The organism is Ruegeria sp. CDSC045, assembly GCF_059610725.1.
In genome coordinates this window covers 76,124-95,352 of record NZ_JBXWOE010000003.1, presented here as the reverse complement: position 1 = coordinate 95,352, position 19,229 = coordinate 76,124, and the positions used below count along the sequence as shown (strand labels likewise).

The 19,229-nt window shown below is 56.6% G+C and carries 22 protein-coding genes; 11 read left to right on the top strand and 11 right to left on the bottom strand.

All coding sequences use genetic code 11. The annotated features are described in order from the left end of the window. Positions 1 to 4 precede the first annotated feature (4 nt). Both bhcC and bhcD read left to right on the top strand, forming a co-directional pair. On the top strand, positions 5 to 1,168 hold the full coding sequence (gene bhcC / locus AC2FH6_RS07740) for a 3-hydroxy-D-aspartate aldolase BhcC (protein WP_496690986.1): 1,164 nt from the start codon (positions 5 to 7) through the stop codon (positions 1,166 to 1,168). A 13-nt stretch (positions 1,169 to 1,181) separates the two neighbouring features. Next, complete coding sequence (bhcD, locus tag AC2FH6_RS07735) at positions 1,182 to 2,162, top strand: iminosuccinate reductase BhcD (protein ID WP_496701947.1); 981 nt, start codon at positions 1,182 to 1,184, stop codon at positions 2,160 to 2,162. Between the two features lie 54 nt (positions 2,163 to 2,216). On the opposite strand, the gene AC2FH6_RS07730 is transcribed toward bhcD, so the two are convergent. Then, positions 2,217 to 3,002: an inositol monophosphatase family protein gene (locus AC2FH6_RS07730; RefSeq protein WP_142636646.1), complete on the bottom strand. Its 786-nt coding sequence runs from the start codon at positions 3,000 to 3,002 to the stop codon at positions 2,217 to 2,219. 96 nt (positions 3,003 to 3,098) lie between these two features. After that, positions 3,099 to 4,004 carry a LysR family transcriptional regulator gene (locus AC2FH6_RS07725; protein ID WP_496701538.1) on the bottom strand — a complete coding sequence of 302 codons (906 nt, stop codon included), beginning with the start codon at positions 4,002 to 4,004 and terminating at the stop codon, positions 3,099 to 3,101. 93 nt (positions 4,005 to 4,097) lie between these two features. Between AC2FH6_RS07725 and metF the strand changes: the two genes are divergently transcribed. Next, positions 4,098 to 4,964, top strand: coding sequence for a methylenetetrahydrofolate reductase [NAD(P)H] (gene metF / locus AC2FH6_RS07720; RefSeq protein WP_271949306.1), 867 nt, complete (start codon positions 4,098 to 4,100; stop codon positions 4,962 to 4,964). Positions 4,965 to 5,178: 214 nt separating this feature from the next. After that, on the top strand, positions 5,179 to 5,850 hold the full coding sequence (locus AC2FH6_RS07715; protein WP_496701945.1) for a J domain-containing protein: 672 nt from the start codon (positions 5,179 to 5,181) through the stop codon (positions 5,848 to 5,850). Positions 5,851 to 5,902: 52 nt separating this feature from the next. Here AC2FH6_RS07715 and AC2FH6_RS07710 read toward each other — a convergent pair whose 3' ends face one another. Beyond that, entirely contained in the window at positions 5,903 to 6,421 is a 519-nt protein-coding gene (locus tag AC2FH6_RS07710; RefSeq protein ID WP_496690990.1) for a YHS domain-containing (seleno)protein, read from the bottom strand. A 246-nt stretch (positions 6,422 to 6,667) separates the two neighbouring features. Between AC2FH6_RS07710 and yghU the strand changes: the two genes are divergently transcribed. Beyond that, positions 6,668 to 7,546 carry a glutathione-dependent disulfide-bond oxidoreductase gene (gene yghU / locus AC2FH6_RS07705; RefSeq protein ID WP_271949300.1) on the top strand — a complete coding sequence of 293 codons (879 nt, stop codon included), beginning with the start codon at positions 6,668 to 6,670 and terminating at the stop codon, positions 7,544 to 7,546. A 45-nt stretch (positions 7,547 to 7,591) separates the two neighbouring features. On the opposite strand, the gene AC2FH6_RS07700 is transcribed toward yghU, so the two are convergent. Both AC2FH6_RS07700 and AC2FH6_RS07695 read right to left on the bottom strand, forming a co-directional pair. Beyond that, a complete protein-coding gene (locus tag AC2FH6_RS07700; RefSeq protein ID WP_496701943.1) occupies positions 7,592 to 8,380 on the bottom strand; it encodes an SseB family protein in 789 nt (262 codons plus the stop codon). After that, positions 8,373 to 8,960 carry a uracil-DNA glycosylase family protein gene (locus AC2FH6_RS07695; protein WP_496690991.1) on the bottom strand — a complete coding sequence of 196 codons (588 nt, stop codon included), beginning with the start codon at positions 8,958 to 8,960 and terminating at the stop codon, positions 8,373 to 8,375. Before AC2FH6_RS07695 ends, AC2FH6_RS07700 begins: the two co-directional genes overlap by 8 nt. Before the next feature lie 228 nt (positions 8,961 to 9,188). Here AC2FH6_RS07695 and AC2FH6_RS07690 point away from each other — a divergent pair, with 228 nt between their 5' ends. Genes AC2FH6_RS07690 through AC2FH6_RS07675 form a run of 4 tightly spaced genes read left to right on the top strand, consistent with a single transcriptional unit; the run spans position 9,189 to position 13,750 of the window. Continuing rightward, complete coding sequence (locus AC2FH6_RS07690) at positions 9,189 to 9,848, top strand: ABC transporter ATP-binding protein (RefSeq protein ID WP_142636630.1); 660 nt, start codon at positions 9,189 to 9,191, stop codon at positions 9,846 to 9,848. Beyond that, complete coding sequence (locus AC2FH6_RS07685) at positions 9,826 to 11,400, top strand: KpsE/RkpR family capsule polysaccharide export protein (RefSeq protein WP_496701941.1); 1,575 nt, start codon at positions 9,826 to 9,828, stop codon at positions 11,398 to 11,400. Before AC2FH6_RS07690 ends, AC2FH6_RS07685 begins: the two co-directional genes overlap by 23 nt. Positions 11,401 to 11,405: 5 nt before the next feature. Then, positions 11,406 to 12,239 (top strand): 3-deoxy-8-phosphooctulonate synthase, encoded by an 834-nt coding sequence (kdsA, locus tag AC2FH6_RS07680; protein ID WP_496701939.1) that lies wholly within the window; start codon positions 11,406 to 11,408, stop codon positions 12,237 to 12,239. Between the two features lie 14 nt (positions 12,240 to 12,253). Then, positions 12,254 to 13,750: a phosphomannomutase/phosphoglucomutase gene (locus AC2FH6_RS07675; protein WP_281994962.1), complete on the top strand. Its 1,497-nt coding sequence runs from the start codon at positions 12,254 to 12,256 to the stop codon at positions 13,748 to 13,750. 31 nt (positions 13,751 to 13,781) lie between these two features. Here the strand turns inward: AC2FH6_RS07675 and AC2FH6_RS07670 are convergent, their stop codons facing one another. Continuing rightward, the gene (locus AC2FH6_RS07670) at positions 13,782 to 15,740 is read right to left on the bottom strand and encodes an AsmA family protein (RefSeq protein ID WP_496701938.1); all 1,959 of its coding nucleotides are present in this window, start codon (positions 15,738 to 15,740) and stop codon (positions 13,782 to 13,784) included. 96 nt (positions 15,741 to 15,836) lie between these two features. On the opposite strand from AC2FH6_RS07670, the gene rimO reads away from it, so the two are divergent. Continuing rightward, complete coding sequence (gene rimO / locus AC2FH6_RS07665) at positions 15,837 to 17,225, top strand: 30S ribosomal protein S12 methylthiotransferase RimO (protein WP_142636620.1); 1,389 nt, start codon at positions 15,837 to 15,839, stop codon at positions 17,223 to 17,225. A gap of 34 nt (positions 17,226 to 17,259) precedes the next feature. Here the strand turns inward: rimO and AC2FH6_RS07660 are convergent, their stop codons facing one another. Both AC2FH6_RS07660 and AC2FH6_RS07655 read right to left on the bottom strand, forming a co-directional pair. Then, a complete protein-coding gene (locus AC2FH6_RS07660; protein ID WP_496690995.1) occupies positions 17,260 to 17,616 on the bottom strand; it encodes a diacylglycerol kinase in 357 nt (118 codons plus the stop codon). 131 nt (positions 17,617 to 17,747) lie between these two features. After that, positions 17,748 to 17,936, bottom strand: coding sequence for a hypothetical protein (locus tag AC2FH6_RS07655; protein WP_142636616.1), 189 nt, complete (start codon positions 17,934 to 17,936; stop codon positions 17,748 to 17,750). Between the two features lie 226 nt (positions 17,937 to 18,162). On the opposite strand from AC2FH6_RS07655, the gene AC2FH6_RS07650 reads away from it, so the two are divergent. Beyond that, entirely contained in the window at positions 18,163 to 18,405 is a 243-nt protein-coding gene (locus AC2FH6_RS07650) for a CDGSH iron-sulfur domain-containing protein (protein ID WP_142636614.1), read from the top strand. On the opposite strand, the gene AC2FH6_RS07645 is transcribed toward AC2FH6_RS07650, so the two are convergent. Genes AC2FH6_RS07645 through AC2FH6_RS07635 form a run of 3 tightly spaced genes read right to left on the bottom strand, consistent with a single transcriptional unit; the run spans position 18,406 to position 19,194 of the window. Continuing rightward, positions 18,406 to 18,663 carry a DUF6455 family protein gene (locus AC2FH6_RS07645; RefSeq protein ID WP_271949278.1) on the bottom strand — a complete coding sequence of 86 codons (258 nt, stop codon included), beginning with the start codon at positions 18,661 to 18,663 and terminating at the stop codon, positions 18,406 to 18,408. Beyond that, positions 18,660 to 18,932 (bottom strand): DUF6455 family protein, encoded by a 273-nt coding sequence (locus AC2FH6_RS07640; RefSeq protein ID WP_496701528.1) that lies wholly within the window; start codon positions 18,930 to 18,932, stop codon positions 18,660 to 18,662. Before AC2FH6_RS07640 ends, AC2FH6_RS07645 begins: the two co-directional genes overlap by 4 nt. A gap of 10 nt (positions 18,933 to 18,942) precedes the next feature. Further along, a complete protein-coding gene (locus tag AC2FH6_RS07635; RefSeq protein WP_142636610.1) occupies positions 18,943 to 19,194 on the bottom strand; it encodes a DUF6455 family protein in 252 nt (83 codons plus the stop codon). Between the last annotated feature and the right edge of the window lie 35 nt (positions 19,195 to 19,229).

Here is a 19,229-nt window from a genome sequence, read left to right as displayed (position 1 = left end):
CAACATGAACAAGACCGTAAATTTTGAAGACCTCGAGGTCGGCTTCGACATCCCTGCCGCGATCGGCATGGACGAAAGCGAGATACAGACGCCTTGCCTGATCCTTGATCTGGACGCGCTAGAGAGCAACATCCGAAAGATGGGCGATTTCGCAAAGGCCCATGGGATGCGCCATCGTGTTCATGGCAAGATGCACAAATCGGTCGATGTGGCCAAGCTGCAGGAACGGATGGGCGGTTCGGTCGGCGTCTGCTGTCAGAAAGTGTCGGAAGCCGAGGTATTTGCCCGTGGCGGCATTACGGACATCCTTGTATCCAACCAGGTGCGCGACCCGGCCAAGATTGACCGACTGGCACGGCTGCCCAATTTCGGCGCGCGTATCATTGTCTGCGTGGACGACATCGACAATATCTCCGACCTGTCGGCTGCCGCTTCGCGTCACGGCACAGAACTGGAAGTGTTCATCGAGATCGACTGCGGCGCAGGGCGCTGTGGTGTAACCACGACACCGGCGGTCATCGAGATTGCCAAAGCTGTGCAAGCAGCGCCAAATCTGAAATTCACCGGCATTCAGGCCTATCAGGGTGCGATGCAACATCTCGACACCTATGAGGCCCGTAAAGAGAAGCTGGATGTAGCCATTGCCATGGTCAAAGACGCTGTCGCCGGGTTGAAAGCAGAAGGGATCGAGTGCGAACTGGTTTCGGGCGGCGGCACCGGTTCCTATTACTTCGAAAGTAACTCGGGCGTTTACAACGAATTGCAATGCGGCTCTTACGCCTTCATGGACGCGGATTATGGGCGGATTCTGGATCAGAACGGCCAGCGGATTGATCAGGGAGAATGGGAAAATGCGCTGTTCATCCTGACCAGCGTCATGAGCCACGCCAAAGCAGACAAGGCCATCTGCGACGCCGGCCTCAAGGCGCAATCGGTCGATAGCGGCCTGCCTTTTGTGTTCGGACGTGATGATGTCGAATACCTCAAGTGCTCGGACGAGCATGGGGTTATCGGGGATCCAGACGGCGTACTGAAGGTCAATGACAAGCTGCGGTTGGTGCCGGGCCACTGTGACCCCACCTGCAATGTCCATGATTGGTATGTGGGCGTACGGGGCGGCAAAGTCGAAGCCCTGTGGCCGGTCTCGGCCCGCGGGAAAGCCTATTGAGATGAGGGATGTTATGAAAAGCGACGGCCTGCTGATTGTAGGCGAAGATCTGTGTGAGAAACTGGTAGGACGCCAGCAGGCCTTTGACGCTGTACAAGCTGTGTTCGGTGCGATGGCTAAAGGTGGCGCGTGGAACTTTCCCGTTATCCGCGAGGCTTTGGGCCATGCCGACGCACTCTATGGGTTCAAATCGGGATTTGACCGCGACGGTCAGGTGCTGGGCCTCAAATCCGGTGGATACTGGCCGGGCAATGCGGCGAAGGGCCTGACCAACCACCAATCCACAGTGTTTCTGTTCGACCCCGATACCGGGCGATTGTCCGCGCTTGTCGGGGGCAATTACCTGACAGCGGTGCGCACAGCGGCCTCTTCGGCGGTTTCGATCGCGCATCTGGCGCGGCAAGACGCAAGAGTACTTGGCATGGTCGGGGCCGGACATCAGTCAACTTTCCAGCTGCGGGCGGCGGCGGAACAGCGCGACTTCGAAAAGGTCGTTGCCTGGAACCCGCATCCCGACATGCTGCCCCGCCTTGCAGCTGTGGCCACTGAGGTTGGGTTGGAATTCGAAGCCGTCAGCCAACAGGAGCTGGGCGCACAGGCGGATGTGATCATCACCATCACCTCGGCTTTTGAGCCGCTCTTGATGAAAGACTGGATCAAGCCCGGCACGCATCTGGCTTGCATGGGCACCGACACCAAAGGCAAACAGGAGGTTGACGCGGATCTCGTCGCCGCAGCGTCTGTCTTTACCGACGAGGTCGCCCAGTCCGTGACAATCGGCGAGTCCCAACATGCCATCAGCCTTGGCGCCTTGACCGAGGATGCAATCGCGCCCATCGGCGCCGTCATCAATGGTGACCACCCCGGTCGGACAAGCGACGATCAGATCACTCTGTTTGATGGAACCGGGGTCGGGTTGCAGGATCTTGCAGTCGCCTCTGTCGCTGCAAGATTGGCTGAAGAGGCGGATCTAGCCCAGCGCGCGACCCTCTGAAACGAAAAAGCGCGCCTCAATCGGGCGCGCTTGCTTGACCTGTCTGTTGGTGGCTCAGCCCCGGATGACCTTGGAAAACTGATCAAAGATGGGCTCGTTGGAACAGATGACCTCGCCGTCCTCCAGCACGTTACCTTCCGGGTTCAAAGCCTGCACAAAGCCACCGGCCTCTTTCACGATGATGATCCCGGCGGCAACATCCCAGGCATTCAGACGGCGTTCCCAAAAGCCTTCATACCGGCCAGCAGCAACATAAGCCATGTCCAGCGCTGCTGCGCCCCACCGACGTACACCGGCGCAGACCGGCATCAGACGTGCCAGATCCTGCAGGGTCGCAGGCAAGTCGGACCGTCCGCCAAAAGGCAGCCCGGTCGAAAAGATCGACTCGATCATGCGGTGACGACCCGAAACGCGGATACGGGTGTCGTTCATCCATGCGCCTTCGCCATTTTCTGCAAAGAACATCTCGTCCTTGGCGGCGTCATAGATCACACCGGCAACGATTTTGCCTTTATGTTCCAGCGCGATCGAGATCGCCCAGTGCGGCAGGCCGTGCAGAAAATTCGTGGTGCCATCCAGCGGATCCACAATCCAGCGGCGGGTGGGATCTTCGCCGGCAATCTCCCCGCCCTCTTCGGCCAGCCAGCCATAGGTCGGGCGCGCGCCAAGCAGTTCCTCTTTCAGGATCGCCTCGGCTGCAATGTCTGCCTTGGACACAAAATCCCCGGCGCCTTTCATCGACACCTGAAGGTTCTCGACTTCACGAAAATCCTTGACCAGTGAACGCCCCGCTTTGCGCGCGGCTTTGATCATGATGTTGAGGTTTGCACTGCCAACCATTGTCCAAAGGCTCCTGTCCGGTCAAACCGCGCGTATACTGGGGCAATGCGCCCTTGCCAAGAGGAATGATACGCATAGCAGACCCGCGTTTTGTGCCTATTGCTCCTGCAGCTTGCGCGCCTCGGTTTTGGCCAGCTTGATCAGCTCTTGCACAAAGGGTTTCTCAAGGTCCTCGGTGCGCACTGCAGCATAAAGGCGACGTGTTACGCCCGCCTTGGTCAGCGGGCGGGTAACATAGTCGGAATTATACTTCACCTCACGCACGACCCAGTCCGGCAGCACAGATATCCCCCGGTTCGACGCGACCAGCAATAGGATCACAGCGGTCAGCTCAACCTGCCGGATTGCGGCCGGTTCAACCCGCGCAGGGATCAGCAGCTGGCTGAATACATCCAACCGTGTACGTTCGACCGGATAGGTAATCAGGGTCTGGCCCCGAAAATCTTCGGCCTCAATGAACTCTTTCTGGGCAAGCGGGTGTGTCGAAGCCGCGACAAACACCGCGTCATAGTCAAAGAGTTCGATGAATTCGACACCGGGCAGATCTTCTGGGTCCGAGGAAACGACCAGATCGACCTCTTCTTTTTGCAAAGCCGGCAAGGCATCAAAGGCCAGGCCGGGGCGGATATCGACATCCACATCGCCCCAGGATTTACGAAAGGATTCCAGCACCGGGAACAGCCACTCAAAACAGGCGTGGCATTCAATGGCGATATGCATACGGCCCGTGCGCCCGTCGCGCAAAGAAGAGAACTCCTGCTGTGTTGCCTCGACCTGCGGCAGGATCTGCTCGGCCAGGCGTAACAGCCGCAAACCGGCCGCCGAAAGTTTCATCGGTTTGGACCGGCGCAAGAACAATTCGACCCCGGCCTGATCCTCTAGGCCTTTGATTTGATGGCTCAACGCGGATTGAGTGATGTTCAGTTGATCTGCGGCACGGGCAAGCCCGCCACATTCATGGATCGCCTTGATCGTACGCAGGTGGCGGAATTCGATATGCATTGCGTGGAACTCATGTTGTTCTTGAATAATATGAGTTTGTCTCACAATGCGTAAGCTGGCACAAGGGTCAGAGATTTCACCCGTGAGGCCGAGATGACAAGACCAGAAGTTTCATTTGAATTTTTCCCGCCACAGACACTTGAGGCTTCATTCCGCCTTTGGGATACGGTGCAAACACTGGCACCGCTTGAACCGCGCTTTGTTTCTGTCACCTATGGCGCGGGGGGCACCACGCGTGAGCTGACGCGCGATGCGGTGGCCACACTGCACAAGTCCTCTGGCCTGCCTGTTGCTGCACATCTGACTTGTGTGGATGCGTCACGTCAGGAAACACTGGAAATCGCAGATACCTTTGCTCGGGCGGGCGTGGAGAACATCGTCGCCTTGCGCGGCGATCCGCCCAAGGGTCAGGATCGGTTCGCGCCGCACCCGGAAGGGTTCGCGGACTCGGTCGAATTAATCGAAGCACTGGCAGAAACCGAGATGTTCAGCATCCGTGTTGGCGCCTATCCGGACAAACACCCGGAAGCACAGGATTTTGCCGCTGATATCGACTGGCTAAAGGCCAAGCTGGACGCGGGTGCCGACGAAGCGCTGACACAGTTCTTCTTTGAGGCCGAGACCTTTTTCCGTTTCCGCGATGCCTGTGAAAAGGCAGGGATCGACAAGCCCATCGTTCCGGGCATCCTGCCAATCGAAAACTGGAAAGGGGCGCGCAACTTTGCCCGCAGATGCGGGACACATATTCCGGATTGGATCGAGAATGCCTTTGAGAAGGCCATTCGTGACGACCGCGAAGACCTGCTGGCCACCGCGTTGTGCACAGAACTTTGTTCAGACCTGATCGAGGGCGGAGTAGACAAGCTCCACTTTTACACCCTGAACCGGCCGGAACTGACCCGGGATGTGTGCTTTGCCCTTGGAGTCACACCAAAGGCCGAGCTTCAGAACGTCGCTTGATATCCGCTTGTTTCAGACTGTGCACCCGGGGCTAAAACCCCGGGTGTTTTTGTGGAACAAGTTGGGATTGCCCTGCCTAACAGGGGCCACTTGAACAATCCAACTGAAGCCTTATTCATTGTCGCGGTAAACCGTTCAATTCTGTTACAAATTTGACTTTAGCAGCCGCCCATTCATTGTGGGGCCGTATAGTTTGTTTATGAGTGAATTTAGTATGGAACCTTTTGACAAGGTTAGTGCCCGCGCCAATGCATTCGGCACACTTGGTCTGGCTCAAAGCGCCAGTTCAGATGACATTCGAGAAGCGTGGCGCGACATCGCATTCGAAGCCCACCCCGATAAGAATGGCGGAGACGGTGCGGCCTTGGCCAACGCCAAGGCGGCCTATGATTTGCTGCGCAGCGAGGGGCTGGCCGGGAAAGGTCTGGCGAGCTCGGCGGCGGGGAAACCACGCCGCCCCCGGTTGCGCAAACGCGTTATTCAGCTGGAAACCCAAGATATTGATGCCTGTCGTGCAATGTTGAATACGGCGCTGCCCCACTTGCAGGACTCCCCGGACACCCCAGCGGACAGTCAAGATGCGGATCGCCTGCAAGATGCTGACCACATTCCGGACGCTGTCGGCTTGCATGGCCGCAACCTGACTTATTTCATTTCCGCACCTGTCTGCGAAGGTGCTAACCGCGTCGCATTGCCGACGAGTGTTCTTGCTGGCTCCAAGCGCGTCAAGACAGAGATTCTGAGCTTTCAGTCCAAAGATGCGGGCACTGGCGAAGTTGTCGTACCCGTTGCGCTTGCGACCAAGAAATTTCCGGGCGCCCGCAGCGTGCGGATCAGATTCAACGCCGACCAGCAAACGCAGGATGAGTACTGGTTGACCGGATGACAAACAAAAGCCCGGCAAATCAATGCCGGGCTTTGCATCCGTTGCAGAAATCTCAGTTTGCGACCGGGCCTTCGGAGGTAAACTTCGGGATCACGCTGCTGGAGGCCCCGTCGGCCTCGATGCCCGGCCAGTTTCCTTCAGCCAGATTGATATTGCCGGGAATATCTTCTTCAAAAAACCCGACAACCACATCGGTAATGTTTAGATACAGCTTGTCATCAACAATCCGCCACAGGTTCGGGTTCGCAGGCACCTTGCCGCCGCGTGACACGCCATAGGCGCAGTGACCGTCATATTGCGGCGCATAATAAGCAGGGTTTTCCAAGAACTTGTCCCGGTTCTCTTCGGTCGAGAATGCCCAGGTAACGCCGTTGTATTCGGCCGTAATATCTGACCTTCCGCGGACGGCTTCGGGCTGTGATTGACCGACAGCAACCTGATCCAGACTGCGATAGGCAACCACGTCATATCCTGACACCGCATAGCCGGTGCCGTCCACATACTGATCACCTGCAAGGGCAGGCATGGCAAATGCCAAGGTCGCAGCTAAGGTCCAGACAAGTCGTTTCATAAGGGCGGTCCTTTTTTATTGGATGGGTGATCGGCCCGGAATACGGGGCTGTGCAGAGAATAGGTGATTCCTCGATCAAACGCAGTCCCGCTCGCGTCGCTGTGACATCGAATGAGAAAACGTGAAGTCTTTTGCACTGAATGTTACAAAATCTTCCCAACGGGCAGGGTTGGACTTTGCCCTTTGCAATATTAGCTGTTGCAGCGAACGGATAATTCACCCGAACTTTGCTGAGAAAGGCAAGAAATGAGCGAGCAATCGACCTATACGCCCCCGATGGTCTGGACATGGGACAGCCAAAACGGCGGACAATTCGCTAATATCAACCGCCCGATTGCGGGGGCAACTCATGACAAGGATTTGCCTGCTGGGCGCCATCCTCTGCAGCTCTATTCGCTTGCCACTCCGAACGGGGTAAAAGTAACCGTCATGCTGGAAGAGCTTCTGGCGCTAGGCCATGAAGAGGCCGAGTACAACGCCTGGCTGATCAACATCGGCGAGGGAGATCAGTTTAGTTCGGGCTTTGTCGAGGCCAACCCGAACTCGAAGATCCCTGCCCTTTGGGATCGGTCCGGTGAAAAACCAGTGCGCGTGTTCGAAAGTGCCTCGATTCTGTTTCACCTGGCTGAAAGGTTCAACGCATTTCTACCCGAATCCGGGCCAGAACGGACAGAGGTGATGAACTGGGTTTTCTGGCAAATGGGCAGTGCACCATATCTGGGTGGCGGGTTTGGCCATTTCTACGCCTATGCGCCCGAGAAATGGGAATATCCCATCAACCGCTTTGCCATGGAAACCAAGCGGCAGCTGGATGTTCTGGATCGGGAGTTGTCCGAGAAAACCTATATCGCAGGCGAGGATTACTCTATCGCCGATATCGCGATCTGGCCCTGGTACGGACAACTGGTTCTTGGGCGCCTGTACAGCGCAGCCGAGTTCCTGGACGTCGAATCCTACAAGAACGTCATGCGCTGGGCCAAGGAGATTGACGCCCGTCCCGCCGTGAAACGTGGTCGCATGGTCAATCGTGCCTTTGGCGAAAAGCATACACAGCTTCACGAACGCCACGAGGCCGGCGACTTTGAAACGCGTACACAGGACAAGCTGGAGCCAGCAGCCGAGTAAACAAACCGGGCTTCGCGGATCAATCTGCGAAGCCCCATTCTACCATTACTTGAGCAAAGGCGGTTTGTCCGGATCGCGCCCAGGAGCGATATGCGCATTCACACGCGCCTCAGGCTGCGGCAGATCGTACCGCAAACCCACCCGCGCCAAAGACGCTGCGGCCGTGTCACTTGATTTGAAAAAACCTACGTCCATTGCCCCAGCTTCGACCCCGGAAAAGGTAAGCGCTTCGGACGCGGCCTTAGCCAGAGCTGCCTCTGCCCCTTCGACGGCATCGACAAAACCCAGCAAATGCCCGAACCCACCTTCAGCCGTTTTGGTGCTGACCAGATAGGCGGCTTGCGCCAACCCAATGGCCGTAGCCAGCTTGGCGTCCAAAGCTGTCAGCAGTTCGTCGGGCAACCCCGATGGAGCCAGGAACTCGGACAGGTGCTGTTGCACCTCTTCGGGACCATGCTGCAATGTTTCCGCCAACCAGCCCAATGCCTCGGGCGGGATCAACATCGAGGATGGGGCAACCTCAAGGTTCAACCCGAGCCCGATCCCCTGCCCCGACAACATAGACGATAAAACCCGCCCCGACAGCGCAACATAGGGCACCGGGCGGTCTGCGAAGCGGGCCAGCCGGTCTTCGCGATCGAAAGCCAGCACAAAACGCCCATCTGCCACATCGAACAATTCGGGCGAAATATTCTCGTTCTTTGCCTCTTCCGTCAGCATCAGGAACAGCTCACTGTCAGCCAGCCGTTCAAAGAAACGCAGACGGGCCGCATCATCCTGCGGAGCAGCCTCAGCCGCGGCATGGGCGGCGTCCAGAGCCGAAATCTCAGTCATTCAGAACCTCTTGCACCCGTGCGCGCAAAACCGGCAACAGATCGGCTTCGAACCACGGGTTTTTCTTCATCCATGCCGTATTCCGCCAGGACGGATGAGGCAAGGCAAAGACCCGCGGCGCATAGTCCCGCCAGTTGCGGACGGTTTCGGTGACTGACCCACGTGACTTCAGGTGATATCTATGGGCGTGCCCCCCGACAAGAATGGTCAACGGCACAGGCCCAAGATCCGCCATGACCCGATCGTGCCAAGTCTGACCGCATACTGACGGAGGAGGCAAATCTGCCTTGCGCGCATCATAGCCAGGAAAGCAAAACGCCATTGGAACGATCGAGACACGCGAACGGTCATAAAACAGCTCCTCATCAACACCCAACCACGCCCGAAGCCGATCACCGGAAGGGTCGGTAAAAGGGCGACCCGACGCATGCACTCGTGCCCCCGGAGCCTGACCACAGACCAAAATGGGCGTGTCTTTGCGGAACCAGACAATGGGTCTTGGTTCATGCGCGGTTTCGGTTGCCGCAAATCGGTCGGCACAAATACGGCAGGCCTCTATTTCTTTTTCGAGTGGGTTCATGAGATCGCAATCAGTGCCGCATCAGATGGTTAGTGTTCTGAAAGCAAGATAGGTAACACACATCCAGACGCCAACAGATGCAAAAGTCACATTACCAAAAACGACCCCCGGAACGCATTGATCATTTGTTTCATAATTCGACATAATGTGGCCTATATGGCGCCGTAGAGGTACCGTTCTTTCGCCGGTCCGAACGGCGCAACAACAAGATAAACCCGCAGGCTTTGGATGCTTGAGTTTGAAAATGTCAGCAAGTCCTTTTGGACCGGGACGCGCCGAAAGGTGATTCTGGACAGAGTGTCTTTTCGCGTCGAACTTGGCACATCCATCGGTATTCTGGCCCCGAACGGTACCGGAAAAACCACCCTGATCAACATGATGGCCGGACTAGAGAAACCCGACGAAGGGGTCATTCGCAAATCCTGCCGCGTCTCTTTTCCGATGGGATTTACCGGCGGAGTTTCAAACAAGCTGTCGGCTCTGGAGAACTCGCGCTATATCGCCAAAATCTATGGTATGGACCCGGACTATGTCGAGGCATATTGCAGTTGGCTGTGTGGCCTGGGTGAATATTTCAATCAACCGCTGGCGACCTATTCATCCGGTATGCGGTCGCGGTTCACATTTGCGTTGATGCTGGCTCTGGATTTCGACATGTACCTCATCGACGAAGGGATGCCGGCCACAACAGATGTTGAATTCAACAAAAAGGCAGGCGACATTCTGCAGGAACGGCTGCGCACAACAACACTGGTCATCGTCTCTCACAACCCGGCCCTGCTTGAAAAATTCGCGCGTCAGGCGGCGGTATTAGTGGATGGTCAGCTTCACTTGTTCGAAACCTTGGAAGAGGCAAAGCAGTTATATGACTACCAAACCCAGGGCTGATAAATACAACTGGCGTCGCAAACGGCGGTCTGCGGGAAATGCCGAAACGCGCGAAGACGCGATCTCGCGCATTCGCCAGGCCACACAGGCGCCCGGCCCAGAAAATGAACCGCCAGTAGGGACCGAGATCGACGCTATCAAACGCGAAGGACTGACCGGCCGCCAACTGCGGGTGGCACGTCGTCTTGCCCAGAAAAACGGTCTTGCGGCGACTTCGGACTATGATGCAGTTCGGTTGTTGCGCAAAAAGGGAATTGATCCGTTTGAACGCTCCAGTCTGCTGAACCTTGCCTCGGAAAAGAAAACTTCGGACGAGCAGACGAATGATCGCATCACGATCCACCTGCCCCAGACCGTGAAAGATGCACCGGAGAACTTGCCCGGACCGGAGATGAGCCCGGCCGAGCGGCGTGAACGTGAAATCGGACAGATTCAGAGGGACATCGCCCGCCGCCGCCGTCGCAAACTGTTCGCTCTGTTTGCGCGGCTTGCGGCCTTTGTCCTGCTACCTACCTTTGTCGTGGGTCTCTATTTCTATCGGATCGCGACCCCAATGTACGCCAGCAACTCTGCCTTTCTGATCCTTCAAGCGGACGGGGGCGCGGGCTCTATTGGAGGGCTTCTGGCAGGGACCCAATTTGCGACCACGCAGGATTCGGTTGCCACCCAGGAGTTTCTGGAATCGAAAGATGCGCTTGAACTTTTGGACACAAAGGCCGGTTTCGCTGATGTGTTCAAACAGGACTGGATCGACCCCATTCAGCGATTATCCCCAGACGCCAGTCTCGAAGAGGCTTACAAGCTGTACAAACGCATGATCACGGTCGGATATGACCCGACCGATGGCCTGATCCGGATGGAGGTGGCGACACCTGACCCCCAGACTTCGGCCGCGTTTTCCCGAGAACTGATTTCCTATGCTGAGCAACGGGTAAACGCGCTGACCGAAAAGAAACGCGAAGACCAGATGAAAGATGCCCGGGAAGGGTTTGTAAGCGCTCAGGAAGAACGCAAGAAAGCTCAGGAAGACCTGATCGAGCTTCAGCTGCAAGGCGCAATCCTTGACCCTGAAAGCGTCATTGCCGGGTTGCGGGGCCGCATAAACGAAATCGAGACGCTTATTCAGGACAAAGAGCTGCAGCTTGCAGCCTTGTTGGACAATCGCCGCCCAAACAAAGCCAAGGTGGATGGCGCGCAGGCCGATATCGCCCGGCTTACGGTTGTGCTGGAGGAATTGAACGCCGAAATGCTGGATGTCTCTGCCGGCGAGAATTCGCTGGCCAGGCTGAGTGTTCGGATTCAGATGGCACAGGCCGATCTGGCCGCTCGGGATATGATCCTGCAATCAGCTATGCAGCATATGGAGACAACCAGGACCGAAGCCAATCGTCAGGTTCGGTATCTGACGGTTTCCGTCAATCCTGTTCCCAGTCAGGAACCCAGCTATCCGCGCAAGTTCGAAAATACGATTTTGGCTTTCCTGTTGTTTGCTGGTATCTACCTGATGATCTCGCTTACCGCGTCGGTCCTTCGTGAACAGGTATCCTCGTAAGACACATGAAACATGTAAAAATCTCCGATCTCACGGTCGGCAATGATCTTCCCCTGACGATCATCGCCGGTCCCTGCCAACTGGAAACTGCCGATCATGCCCAAATGATCGCAGGAAAAATGAAAGAGGCCTGCGACGCCGCCGGGGCGCAGTACGTCTTTAAAGCCTCATACGACAAGGCGAACCGGACTTCTCTGTCGGGTGCGCGAGGTATGGGAATAGACACAGGGCTCAAGGTTCTGGATGACATCCGCAAAACCTTGGGTATTCCAGTGCTGACAGACGTACATACCGAAGCCCAGTGCTCGATTGCGGCCGAGGCTGTGGACGTGCTGCAAATCCCCGCGTTTCTTTGCCGACAGACCGATATGCTGCTCGCTGCTGGTAATACCGGCAAGGCGGTTAATGTCAAAAAAGGACAGTTTTTGGCCCCATGGGAGATGGGCAACATCGTGAGCAAGGTAGAAAGCACTGGGAACACAAACATCCTGCTGACAGAACGCGGAACTTCGTTTGGATATAATACGTTGGTCGCTGACATGCGCGGCCTGCCGCAGATGGCCAAAACGGGATACCCGGTCGTAATGGATGCCACACACTCGGTACAGCAGCCTGGCGGCAAGGGTGGTTCTACTGGTGGGCAGCGAGAATTCGCGCCTGTGATGGCCCGCGCTGCGGTTTCGCTTGGCATCGGTGCGGTTTTTATCGAAACCCATCAGGACCCTGATACTGCACCTTCCGACGGTCCTAATATGATCCCATTGGACCAGATGCCGCAGCTCATCGATACATTGATGCGTTTTGATGCGTTGGCCAAGGCCAACCCTATCCAAATCTGAACAAGAGTATTCCCATGACCAAACCCAACCCCGAGGTGACTCCGAACACCTGGAGCTTTCTGCGCGACGCAATGATCAAGCCAACCGGCTTTCGCGAATATGATGCCCGCTGGAAATATCCAGAAGAGATCAACTTGCCGGGCATGACCGCACTGGGGTTGGGTCTGGGCACACAGATGCGCAAGCGTGGGATTGAACCCGTGATTGCTGTAGCCAATGATTATCGTGATTATTCTCTGGCCATTAAAAATGCCCTGATCCTGGGCCTGATGCAGGCGGGAATTCAGGTAAAGGATATCGGTCCGGCGCTTAGCCCGATGGCCTATTTCGCTCAGTTCCATCTGGACGTTCCAGCCGTGGCCATGGTCACGGCCAGCCACAATCCAAATGGCTGGACCGGGGTCAAGATGGGGTTCGAACGTCCCCTGACCCATGGCCCGGACGAGATGTCAGAGCTGCGAGACATTGTTCTGAATGGCGAAGGGCAGACCCACCCTGGCGGGTCCTACGAATTCGTTGATGGCGTGAAAGAGGCCTATATCGACGATCTGGTCGGCGATTTCAGAATATCCCGGCCTCTCAAAGTGGTCTGTGCCACAGGGAACGGCACCGCATCCGCCTTTGCCCCGGAAATCTTTGAACGCATGGGGGTCGAAGTCGTGCCCAGCCACAACCAGCTGGACTATACTTTCCCGCATTACAACCCGAACCCAGAAGCGATGGAAATGCTGCACGACATGTCCGATACCGTGAAAGCCAGCGGTGCCGACATGGCGCTGGGGTTCGATGGTGACGGTGACCGCTGTGGCGTTGTGGATGACGAGGGGGAGGAGATTTTTGCTGATAAGGTCGGCGTGATCATGGCCCGCGATCTGGCCAAGATTTACCCCAATGCCACCTTTGTCGCCGACGTGAAATCAACCGGCCTTTTTGCCAGCGACCCCGAGTTGAAGGCCCGCGGGGTCAAGGCAGATTATTGGAAAACCGGCCACAGCCACATGAAGCGGCGAGTCAAAGAGATCAACGCGCTGGCTGGGTTCGAAAAGTCGGGGCATTACTTTTTGGCCGAACCGATTGGCCGTGGCTATGATTGCGGCATGCGCGTCGCGGTTGAGATCTGTAAACTGATGGACCGCAACCCGGACCAAAGCATGTCCGACCTGCGAAAGGCACTACCGAAAACATGGTCGACACCGACCATGTCCCCCTATGCAGCGGATACCGAGAAATACGACATACTCGACCGTTTGGTCGCAAAGCTGGTCGCCAAATCCGAAGCCGGAGAGACGCTTGCAGGTCGCCCGATCAAGGAAGTGGTCACTGTCAACGGTGCCCGAGTCATTCTGGACAATGGCAGCTGGGGGTTGGTGCGCGCCTCGTCGAATACGCCCAATCTGGTGGTCGTCTGCGAAAGCAGCGAAAGCGAAGAAGAGATGCGTGCCATTTTTGCGGATATCGACGCGGTCATCCGAACCGAACCTGGTGTCGGAGATTACGACCAGACCATCTGAGCGTTGGTGTCGGGGCTCTGGCCCCGACACTTCAATTTCCGCCAAACAGCTTAAGCAGTCCTTTCTTGGCCTCGTCCTCAAGCTTGTTCTTCAGCGCGTCCTCGACGCTGTCACCGTCAGTCCCGGCCGTACCGGTATCGCCGCCTATCTTGTCGATGACTTTCTTTTTGACATCATCCTCAAGCTCTTTGACTTTTCCTCCGGCAGCCGCTTCGATCACCTTGGTCAGGTCCGGCTTGATCGACGGATTGCTCCATGGTCCAACTATACGCACCGGAACCGACAGGCCCTCTCCCGAATTCGCACGCAGAGCGACTGGCGTGAACAGATAGTCGATATTGCGCGCTCCGATCCCGACTTTTCCTTTGCCATCCGCGCGGAAATTGTCCAGCGACATCAACAGATCGTTGTTCTGCAAAACGCCCTTATCAATGGTGAAGCTAGCCGTCAGGCTGTTGAACACGGTGGTGCCACCCGAACCTTTGCCTCGTCCCATCAGACGATCAAGGTCAAAACCCGATATCAGCCCCTTTCCTACATCCAAGCGGCCCTTACCGCTGAGCGAGCGCATGATCTGATTCTCGTTCTGGCCAACGCCCAGAAACTCGAATGATCCCGACCCGGTCCCGGACAGCCGCTCGACCCCGACCAAGGCTGTCAGAGCTAGTTTGAGGTCAATGCCCTTGGCCTTTATCTTGCCGCCAACGGACAACCCATTCCGATTATTGGCCACCACCTGCCCGTTCAGCGTTCCGGAAAACAAGGTTGCCGGGTTCATCTCCAATGCAGCCCGAGACCGGTCCAGCCGCATTGTCAGGTCGCTGGGGCCAAGCGTCAGCTCGGGCAGCGCGATAGATTTGGCTGTCAGTCGAATTTCACCATTGGCCAAAGCCAGCGCCGAGGCGTCGATCGGTTCCCTTGACCACCCCTCCGAGGCAGCACCCGAGCCGGAACCGCCGGAACTGGACGAGACCGTCTGACCACTTTGATTATAGCGAGAAAGATCAAGATCACTGGCATCCAACCGAGCAGTGATCTGTGGCGGGTTGGAAATGACAATATCAACTTCGCCTGTAAAACGGTTACTGTCGAGTGAAGCCACCAGATCGCGCACAGATATGCGACCATCTCTGGTATAAGTCATCTGCCCCGACACATTCGCAGCGCGGCCCAACCCGTGCGGCACTCCAACGCCCTCCTGACCAAACGCAGCCAGCATTTTTTCCGTGTCTTTGGTTTCCAACTGCAGCTTGCCGTCCATCTCTCCGGCAAGGTTGACGCGCCCGTCAAACCCGATGTCACCACCGGGGGCGGCAAGCGCCAGCTCAATCTCGGAAGCCGCGCCCGAGGCATAGGCCGGCAGGTCGGGTATCTTGATATCCACGCGGGCCTCACCGCCCGGAACCGGCATTTGTGCATCCAGAACCATGGGGGCCGAGACTGCTGGCCAACTAGCAGACAAATCCACATCTGCGACATCAAATCGGGCCGATCCATTTTCAACAAAGATCAGACGCGCCTGAGTCAGTTTCAGATGCTCCAGTGTCACCGCACGCGATGCATCGGCCGGTTTTGATCCACCCGAGCCGCTGGCTGTCGGGGCGACGGCCGTGTCAAACTCCCAGTTTCCGCGCCCGTCTGACAGTTCAAGTCTGAGGGTCGGATTCTCGGCAATAATCCGTTTGATCAGCACATCGCCGGACAAAATGGCCAAGGTATCGACCCCAACCGCCAGGCTTTCGGCGCTCAGCATCGGCTCAGACCCCGCCCACGAGGCATTTCCGAAGGAAACCGCCCCGGTTTCCATGCCCAGCACAGGCCAGAAGGACAGCTTAACGCCCCCCGACAGTTTCAGATCACGCCCGGTTTGTGCCTTGACCTGCTCGGCCAGAATGGTCGCCAACTTGTCGCCCGGCATCAGCAGCAACGCGCCGATGACAAGACCTACCACAGCCACCAAAAGGAACAGGATGCGCATTAGCCATTTCATTTTCTGCTCTCCGACTTATTTGGCACGCTATAAAAAGATCATTCAAAGACGGCAGCGCATTTGCAAGGGGAAGCTTTCCCCACTATATGCCGCGCCATGACCACAAACCCGCCAAACCTCCGCCCCGACCTGGCACCTGCTGCCCGGATCACTGATACACCACGTCCGAACCAGCCGACCATCGGCATGGTATCGCTGGGTTGCCCCAAGGCTTTGGTCGACAGCGAGCGGATTCTGACGCGCCTGAGGGCCGAAGGATACGGCATCTCGCCGGACTATTCAGGCGCGGATGCCGTGATTGTGAATACCTGCGGATTTCTGGACAGCGCCAAGGCGGAGTCTCTGGATGCCATCGGCGAGGCTTTGGTGGAAAACGGCAAGGTTATCGTAACCGGATGTCTAGGGGCCGAACCCGATTACATCCGCGAGCATCACCCCCGTATCATGGCCGTCACCGGACCACATCAGTACGAGCAGGTGCTGGATGCGGTACACAAGGCCGTGCCGCCTGATCCCGATCCCTTCGTGGATCTGCTGCCTGCAGCCAACGTTCAACTGACGCCGCGCCACTACAGCTATCTCAAGATATCCGAGGGCTGTAACCACAAATGCAAGTTCTGCATCATCCCGGACATGCGCGGCAAACTGGCCAGCCGTCCGGCGCATGCTGTTCTGCGCGAGGCGGAAAAGCTGGTCGATAACGGTGTGCGCGAATTGCTGGTGATCTCTCAGGACACCTCGGCCTATGGGTTGGACCGGAAATACGATGTGAATCCCTGGAAAGACCGTGAGGTCCGCAGCCATATCACCGATCTGGCGCGTGAATTGGGTCAGTTGGATGCCTGGATTCGTCTGCACTATGTCTATCCCTACCCGCATGTACGTGAACTGATCCCGCTGATGGCGGATGCGGGCAGCAACGTGCTGCCCTATCTGGATATCCCTTTTCAACACGCACATCCGGATGTTTTGAAACGAATGGCCCGCCCCGCTGCAGCTGCCAGAACATTGGACGAGATCGCTGCCTGGCGCGCGACCTGTCCTGACATCACTCTGCGATCCACCTTTATCGTGGGCTATCCCGGCGAGACCGAGGCTGAGTTCCAGACCCTTCTGGACTGGATGGACGAGGCGCAACTGGATCGCGTCGGCTGCTTTCAGTACGAGAACGTCGAAGGAGCCCGATCCAACGACCTTCCTGACCATGTGCCCGCCGATGTCAAACAAGACCGATGGGAAAGGTTCATGGAAAAGGCTCAGGCGATTTCCGAGGCCAAACTGGCCGCCAAGGTCGGCCATACCCTGCAAGTCATCGTGGATGATATCGACGATGAGGCCGCGACCTGTCGCACCACCGCAGATGCGCCCGAGATTGACGGCAATCTGTTCATCGACGAGGGGTTTGAGGCCCTGAAGCCGGGCGACATTGTCTCGGTCGAGGTGGACGAGGCCGGGGAATATGATCTATGGGGCAAGCTTCGCTAACCACACCTACCTGAATTGACCGACCCAGCGGCAGTCAAAAAAGGCTCAACAGCCCGATAACCCAGGCCAATCCGCCAGCCAAAGCAGTCAGTGCCACCGCAGCGCTGGCGGCGTCTTTGGCTTGCCCGGCCAATAGATTGTGTTCGGTCGAAGTATGATCCACCGCCCGTTCGATCGCCGTGTTGAACAGTTCAGCCACCAGAACCAACAGACCGATCACCAGTATCAGAGCCCGAACGCCGTCGCTCAGGGGCAGCCACAGGGCCAGACCCGCAGAAACAAGATTGGTGCAGACCCAAGCGCGGAACGAGTATTCACTGTGCCAAGTGGCAGCCAATCCCTGCCAGCTCCAGCGGATGCGGTCCTTTAGATGGGTGACAAGTTTTCTCATGCGACCTCGGTAATTCAATAGGTCAAACAGAAACCCTAACACCGTATGACAGGCAATAAAAAAGCCACCCATAGGGCGGCTTTTTTGTTCGATTGTGCGGGCGGCTATGTCGGAATCCGCCCGCGAAAATCTTATTGAGCAGTCGGATTACATACGGTCTGACCTGCTTCGGTCGTCGCCAGATCTGTCCCTGCCGGGCAGCTCGGCGTGCCGTATTTGTCATAATCTGGGGTAATGTATACCGGTGTCGGCTCTTCCTGTTGCGAGCAAGCAGCCAGAACCAGGGCAAACGCACTAACGGCAGCAAATTTGAGTTTCATGTCCGTCATTCCTCTAATTAATTTCTGTTATTGCCCTGAACATGGGGCCGACTTCACAATACGGTGTGGTTGGTAATTTTGCAATAAAATCAACAGCGCGTTTGCGAAAGCAGGCAAAACCATGCCGGGGGGATTGCCCATGGAATGGGTGCCGCGTGGCAGCTACTGCTTTCGGCACATCTGTTCAGGCGATAGACTGGGGAAAGTCAGCGAACGGAGAAATCAGATGCCAGAAGGTCCTGTCATTGCGCAAAAAGCGCCCTATCCAATCGAAGTAACCGAAGGAAAAAGCTATTTCTGGTGCTCGTGCGGCCGGTCCAATCGGCAGCCATTTTGTGATGGATCTCACAAAGGAACCGGCTTTGAACCGGTCAAGTTCACGGCTGATACCAGCAAGAAACTGTTCTTCTGCGGCTGTAAAAACTGCGCTAACCCACCGTTTTGCGACGGGACACATTCCAAGATCTGATCACTTCAGCCGGTTGAAAACCTGGCTATTTACGCAGAACCCGGGCGCTGAACGAGGATCAGATTGCTGTGCGGCCAGCCATATCGTGCATTTCTCGTGACAGTCCGAGGCCCGGCAACGCGTTACCATCTCGGCGTATTCATCCGGACTCAACCGCCCGTCGGACATGGCTTCGGTCAACGAGATCTTAAGGCATCGGGCAACAGATCGAGTCAGCCAAAAGTGCTTTTCCACGTCGCCCAGTACAGCGTGTTTCATCCCAATTCCTGCATTTGTATTACTTTCAACGCGGCGAATTGATGTTTGTTCGGGCAGGTTTGTGGTGCTCCTGCAACATCTGGATGTCTTTCCATCCAATCCGGACAGGCAGCCGCCCAGCCACATCCCTGACACAGGCGGATCATTTCAGCCCAGTCTTCCTGACTTAGCCGACCTTTATTGTGGGCCCGCACAATATCCGTACCCGTAGTTTGCCCCATCCTCAACACAAGGCGCAAATGAGTCATGAGGTGTCCAAGGCGCGGCATTGCGGCCCCCCTAAGGGATCAACTTGCTTAACAAATCCTGGTTCCGGCAATATTCGGGTGTCTGCGTTGCCAGAACCGGTTGATTCAAAAAAGATTGGCAATGGCCCGGGTTCGGGCAATCGGTGCATCGCAGAACCGCATCGGTAATCTGATCCACCGATATATGTCCAGCGATTGCAGATTCCTGCAGATCCACCCCCAGCTTGCCAGCCATACGGTCAACAAGACCAGCATGATGCCTAAGCGTTTCGCGATCGGGCATTGGCATTCCTTTCCGTTTCGCTTTGTCCGATCAGA

Excerpts from the sequence above, each read along its gene's own strand:
- bhcC (WP_496690986.1), top strand. The coding sequence starts at position 5 with ATGAACAAGACCGTAAATTTTGAAGACCTCGAGGTCGGCTTCGACATC.
- bhcD (WP_496701947.1), top strand. The coding sequence starts at position 1,182 with ATGAAAAGCGACGGCCTGCTGATTGTAGGCGAAGATCTGTGTGAGAAA.
- AC2FH6_RS07730 (WP_142636646.1), bottom strand. The coding sequence starts at position 3,002 with ATGGTTGGCAGTGCAAACCTCAACATCATGATCAAAGCCGCGCGCAAA.
- AC2FH6_RS07725 (WP_496701538.1), bottom strand. The coding sequence starts at position 4,004 with ATGCATATCGAATTCCGCCACCTGCGTACGATCAAGGCGATCCATGAA.
- metF (WP_271949306.1), top strand. The coding sequence starts at position 4,098 with ATGACAAGACCAGAAGTTTCATTTGAATTTTTCCCGCCACAGACACTT.
- AC2FH6_RS07715 (WP_496701945.1), top strand. The coding sequence starts at position 5,179 with ATGGAACCTTTTGACAAGGTTAGTGCCCGCGCCAATGCATTCGGCACA.
- AC2FH6_RS07710 (WP_496690990.1), bottom strand. The coding sequence starts at position 6,421 with ATGAAACGACTTGTCTGGACCTTAGCTGCGACCTTGGCATTTGCCATG.
- yghU (WP_271949300.1), top strand. The coding sequence starts at position 6,668 with ATGAGCGAGCAATCGACCTATACGCCCCCGATGGTCTGGACATGGGAC.
- AC2FH6_RS07700 (WP_496701943.1), bottom strand. The coding sequence starts at position 8,380 with ATGACTGAGATTTCGGCTCTGGACGCCGCCCATGCCGCGGCTGAGGCT.
- AC2FH6_RS07695 (WP_496690991.1), bottom strand. The coding sequence starts at position 8,960 with ATGAACCCACTCGAAAAAGAAATAGAGGCCTGCCGTATTTGTGCCGAC.
- AC2FH6_RS07690 (WP_142636630.1), top strand. The coding sequence starts at position 9,189 with ATGCTTGAGTTTGAAAATGTCAGCAAGTCCTTTTGGACCGGGACGCGC.
- AC2FH6_RS07685 (WP_496701941.1), top strand. The coding sequence starts at position 9,826 with ATGACTACCAAACCCAGGGCTGATAAATACAACTGGCGTCGCAAACGG.
- kdsA (WP_496701939.1), top strand. The coding sequence starts at position 11,406 with ATGAAACATGTAAAAATCTCCGATCTCACGGTCGGCAATGATCTTCCC.
- AC2FH6_RS07675 (WP_281994962.1), top strand. The coding sequence starts at position 12,254 with ATGACCAAACCCAACCCCGAGGTGACTCCGAACACCTGGAGCTTTCTG.
- AC2FH6_RS07670 (WP_496701938.1), bottom strand. The coding sequence starts at position 15,740 with ATGAAATGGCTAATGCGCATCCTGTTCCTTTTGGTGGCTGTGGTAGGT.
- rimO (WP_142636620.1), top strand. The coding sequence starts at position 15,837 with ATGACCACAAACCCGCCAAACCTCCGCCCCGACCTGGCACCTGCTGCC.
- AC2FH6_RS07660 (WP_496690995.1), bottom strand. The coding sequence starts at position 17,616 with ATGAGAAAACTTGTCACCCATCTAAAGGACCGCATCCGCTGGAGCTGG.
- AC2FH6_RS07655 (WP_142636616.1), bottom strand. The coding sequence starts at position 17,936 with ATGAAACTCAAATTTGCTGCCGTTAGTGCGTTTGCCCTGGTTCTGGCT.
- AC2FH6_RS07650 (WP_142636614.1), top strand. The coding sequence starts at position 18,163 with ATGCCAGAAGGTCCTGTCATTGCGCAAAAAGCGCCCTATCCAATCGAA.
- AC2FH6_RS07645 (WP_271949278.1), bottom strand. The coding sequence starts at position 18,663 with ATGAAACACGCTGTACTGGGCGACGTGGAAAAGCACTTTTGGCTGACT.
- AC2FH6_RS07640 (WP_496701528.1), bottom strand. The coding sequence starts at position 18,932 with ATGCCGCGCCTTGGACACCTCATGACTCATTTGCGCCTTGTGTTGAGG.
- AC2FH6_RS07635 (WP_142636610.1), bottom strand. The coding sequence starts at position 19,194 with ATGCCCGATCGCGAAACGCTTAGGCATCATGCTGGTCTTGTTGACCGT.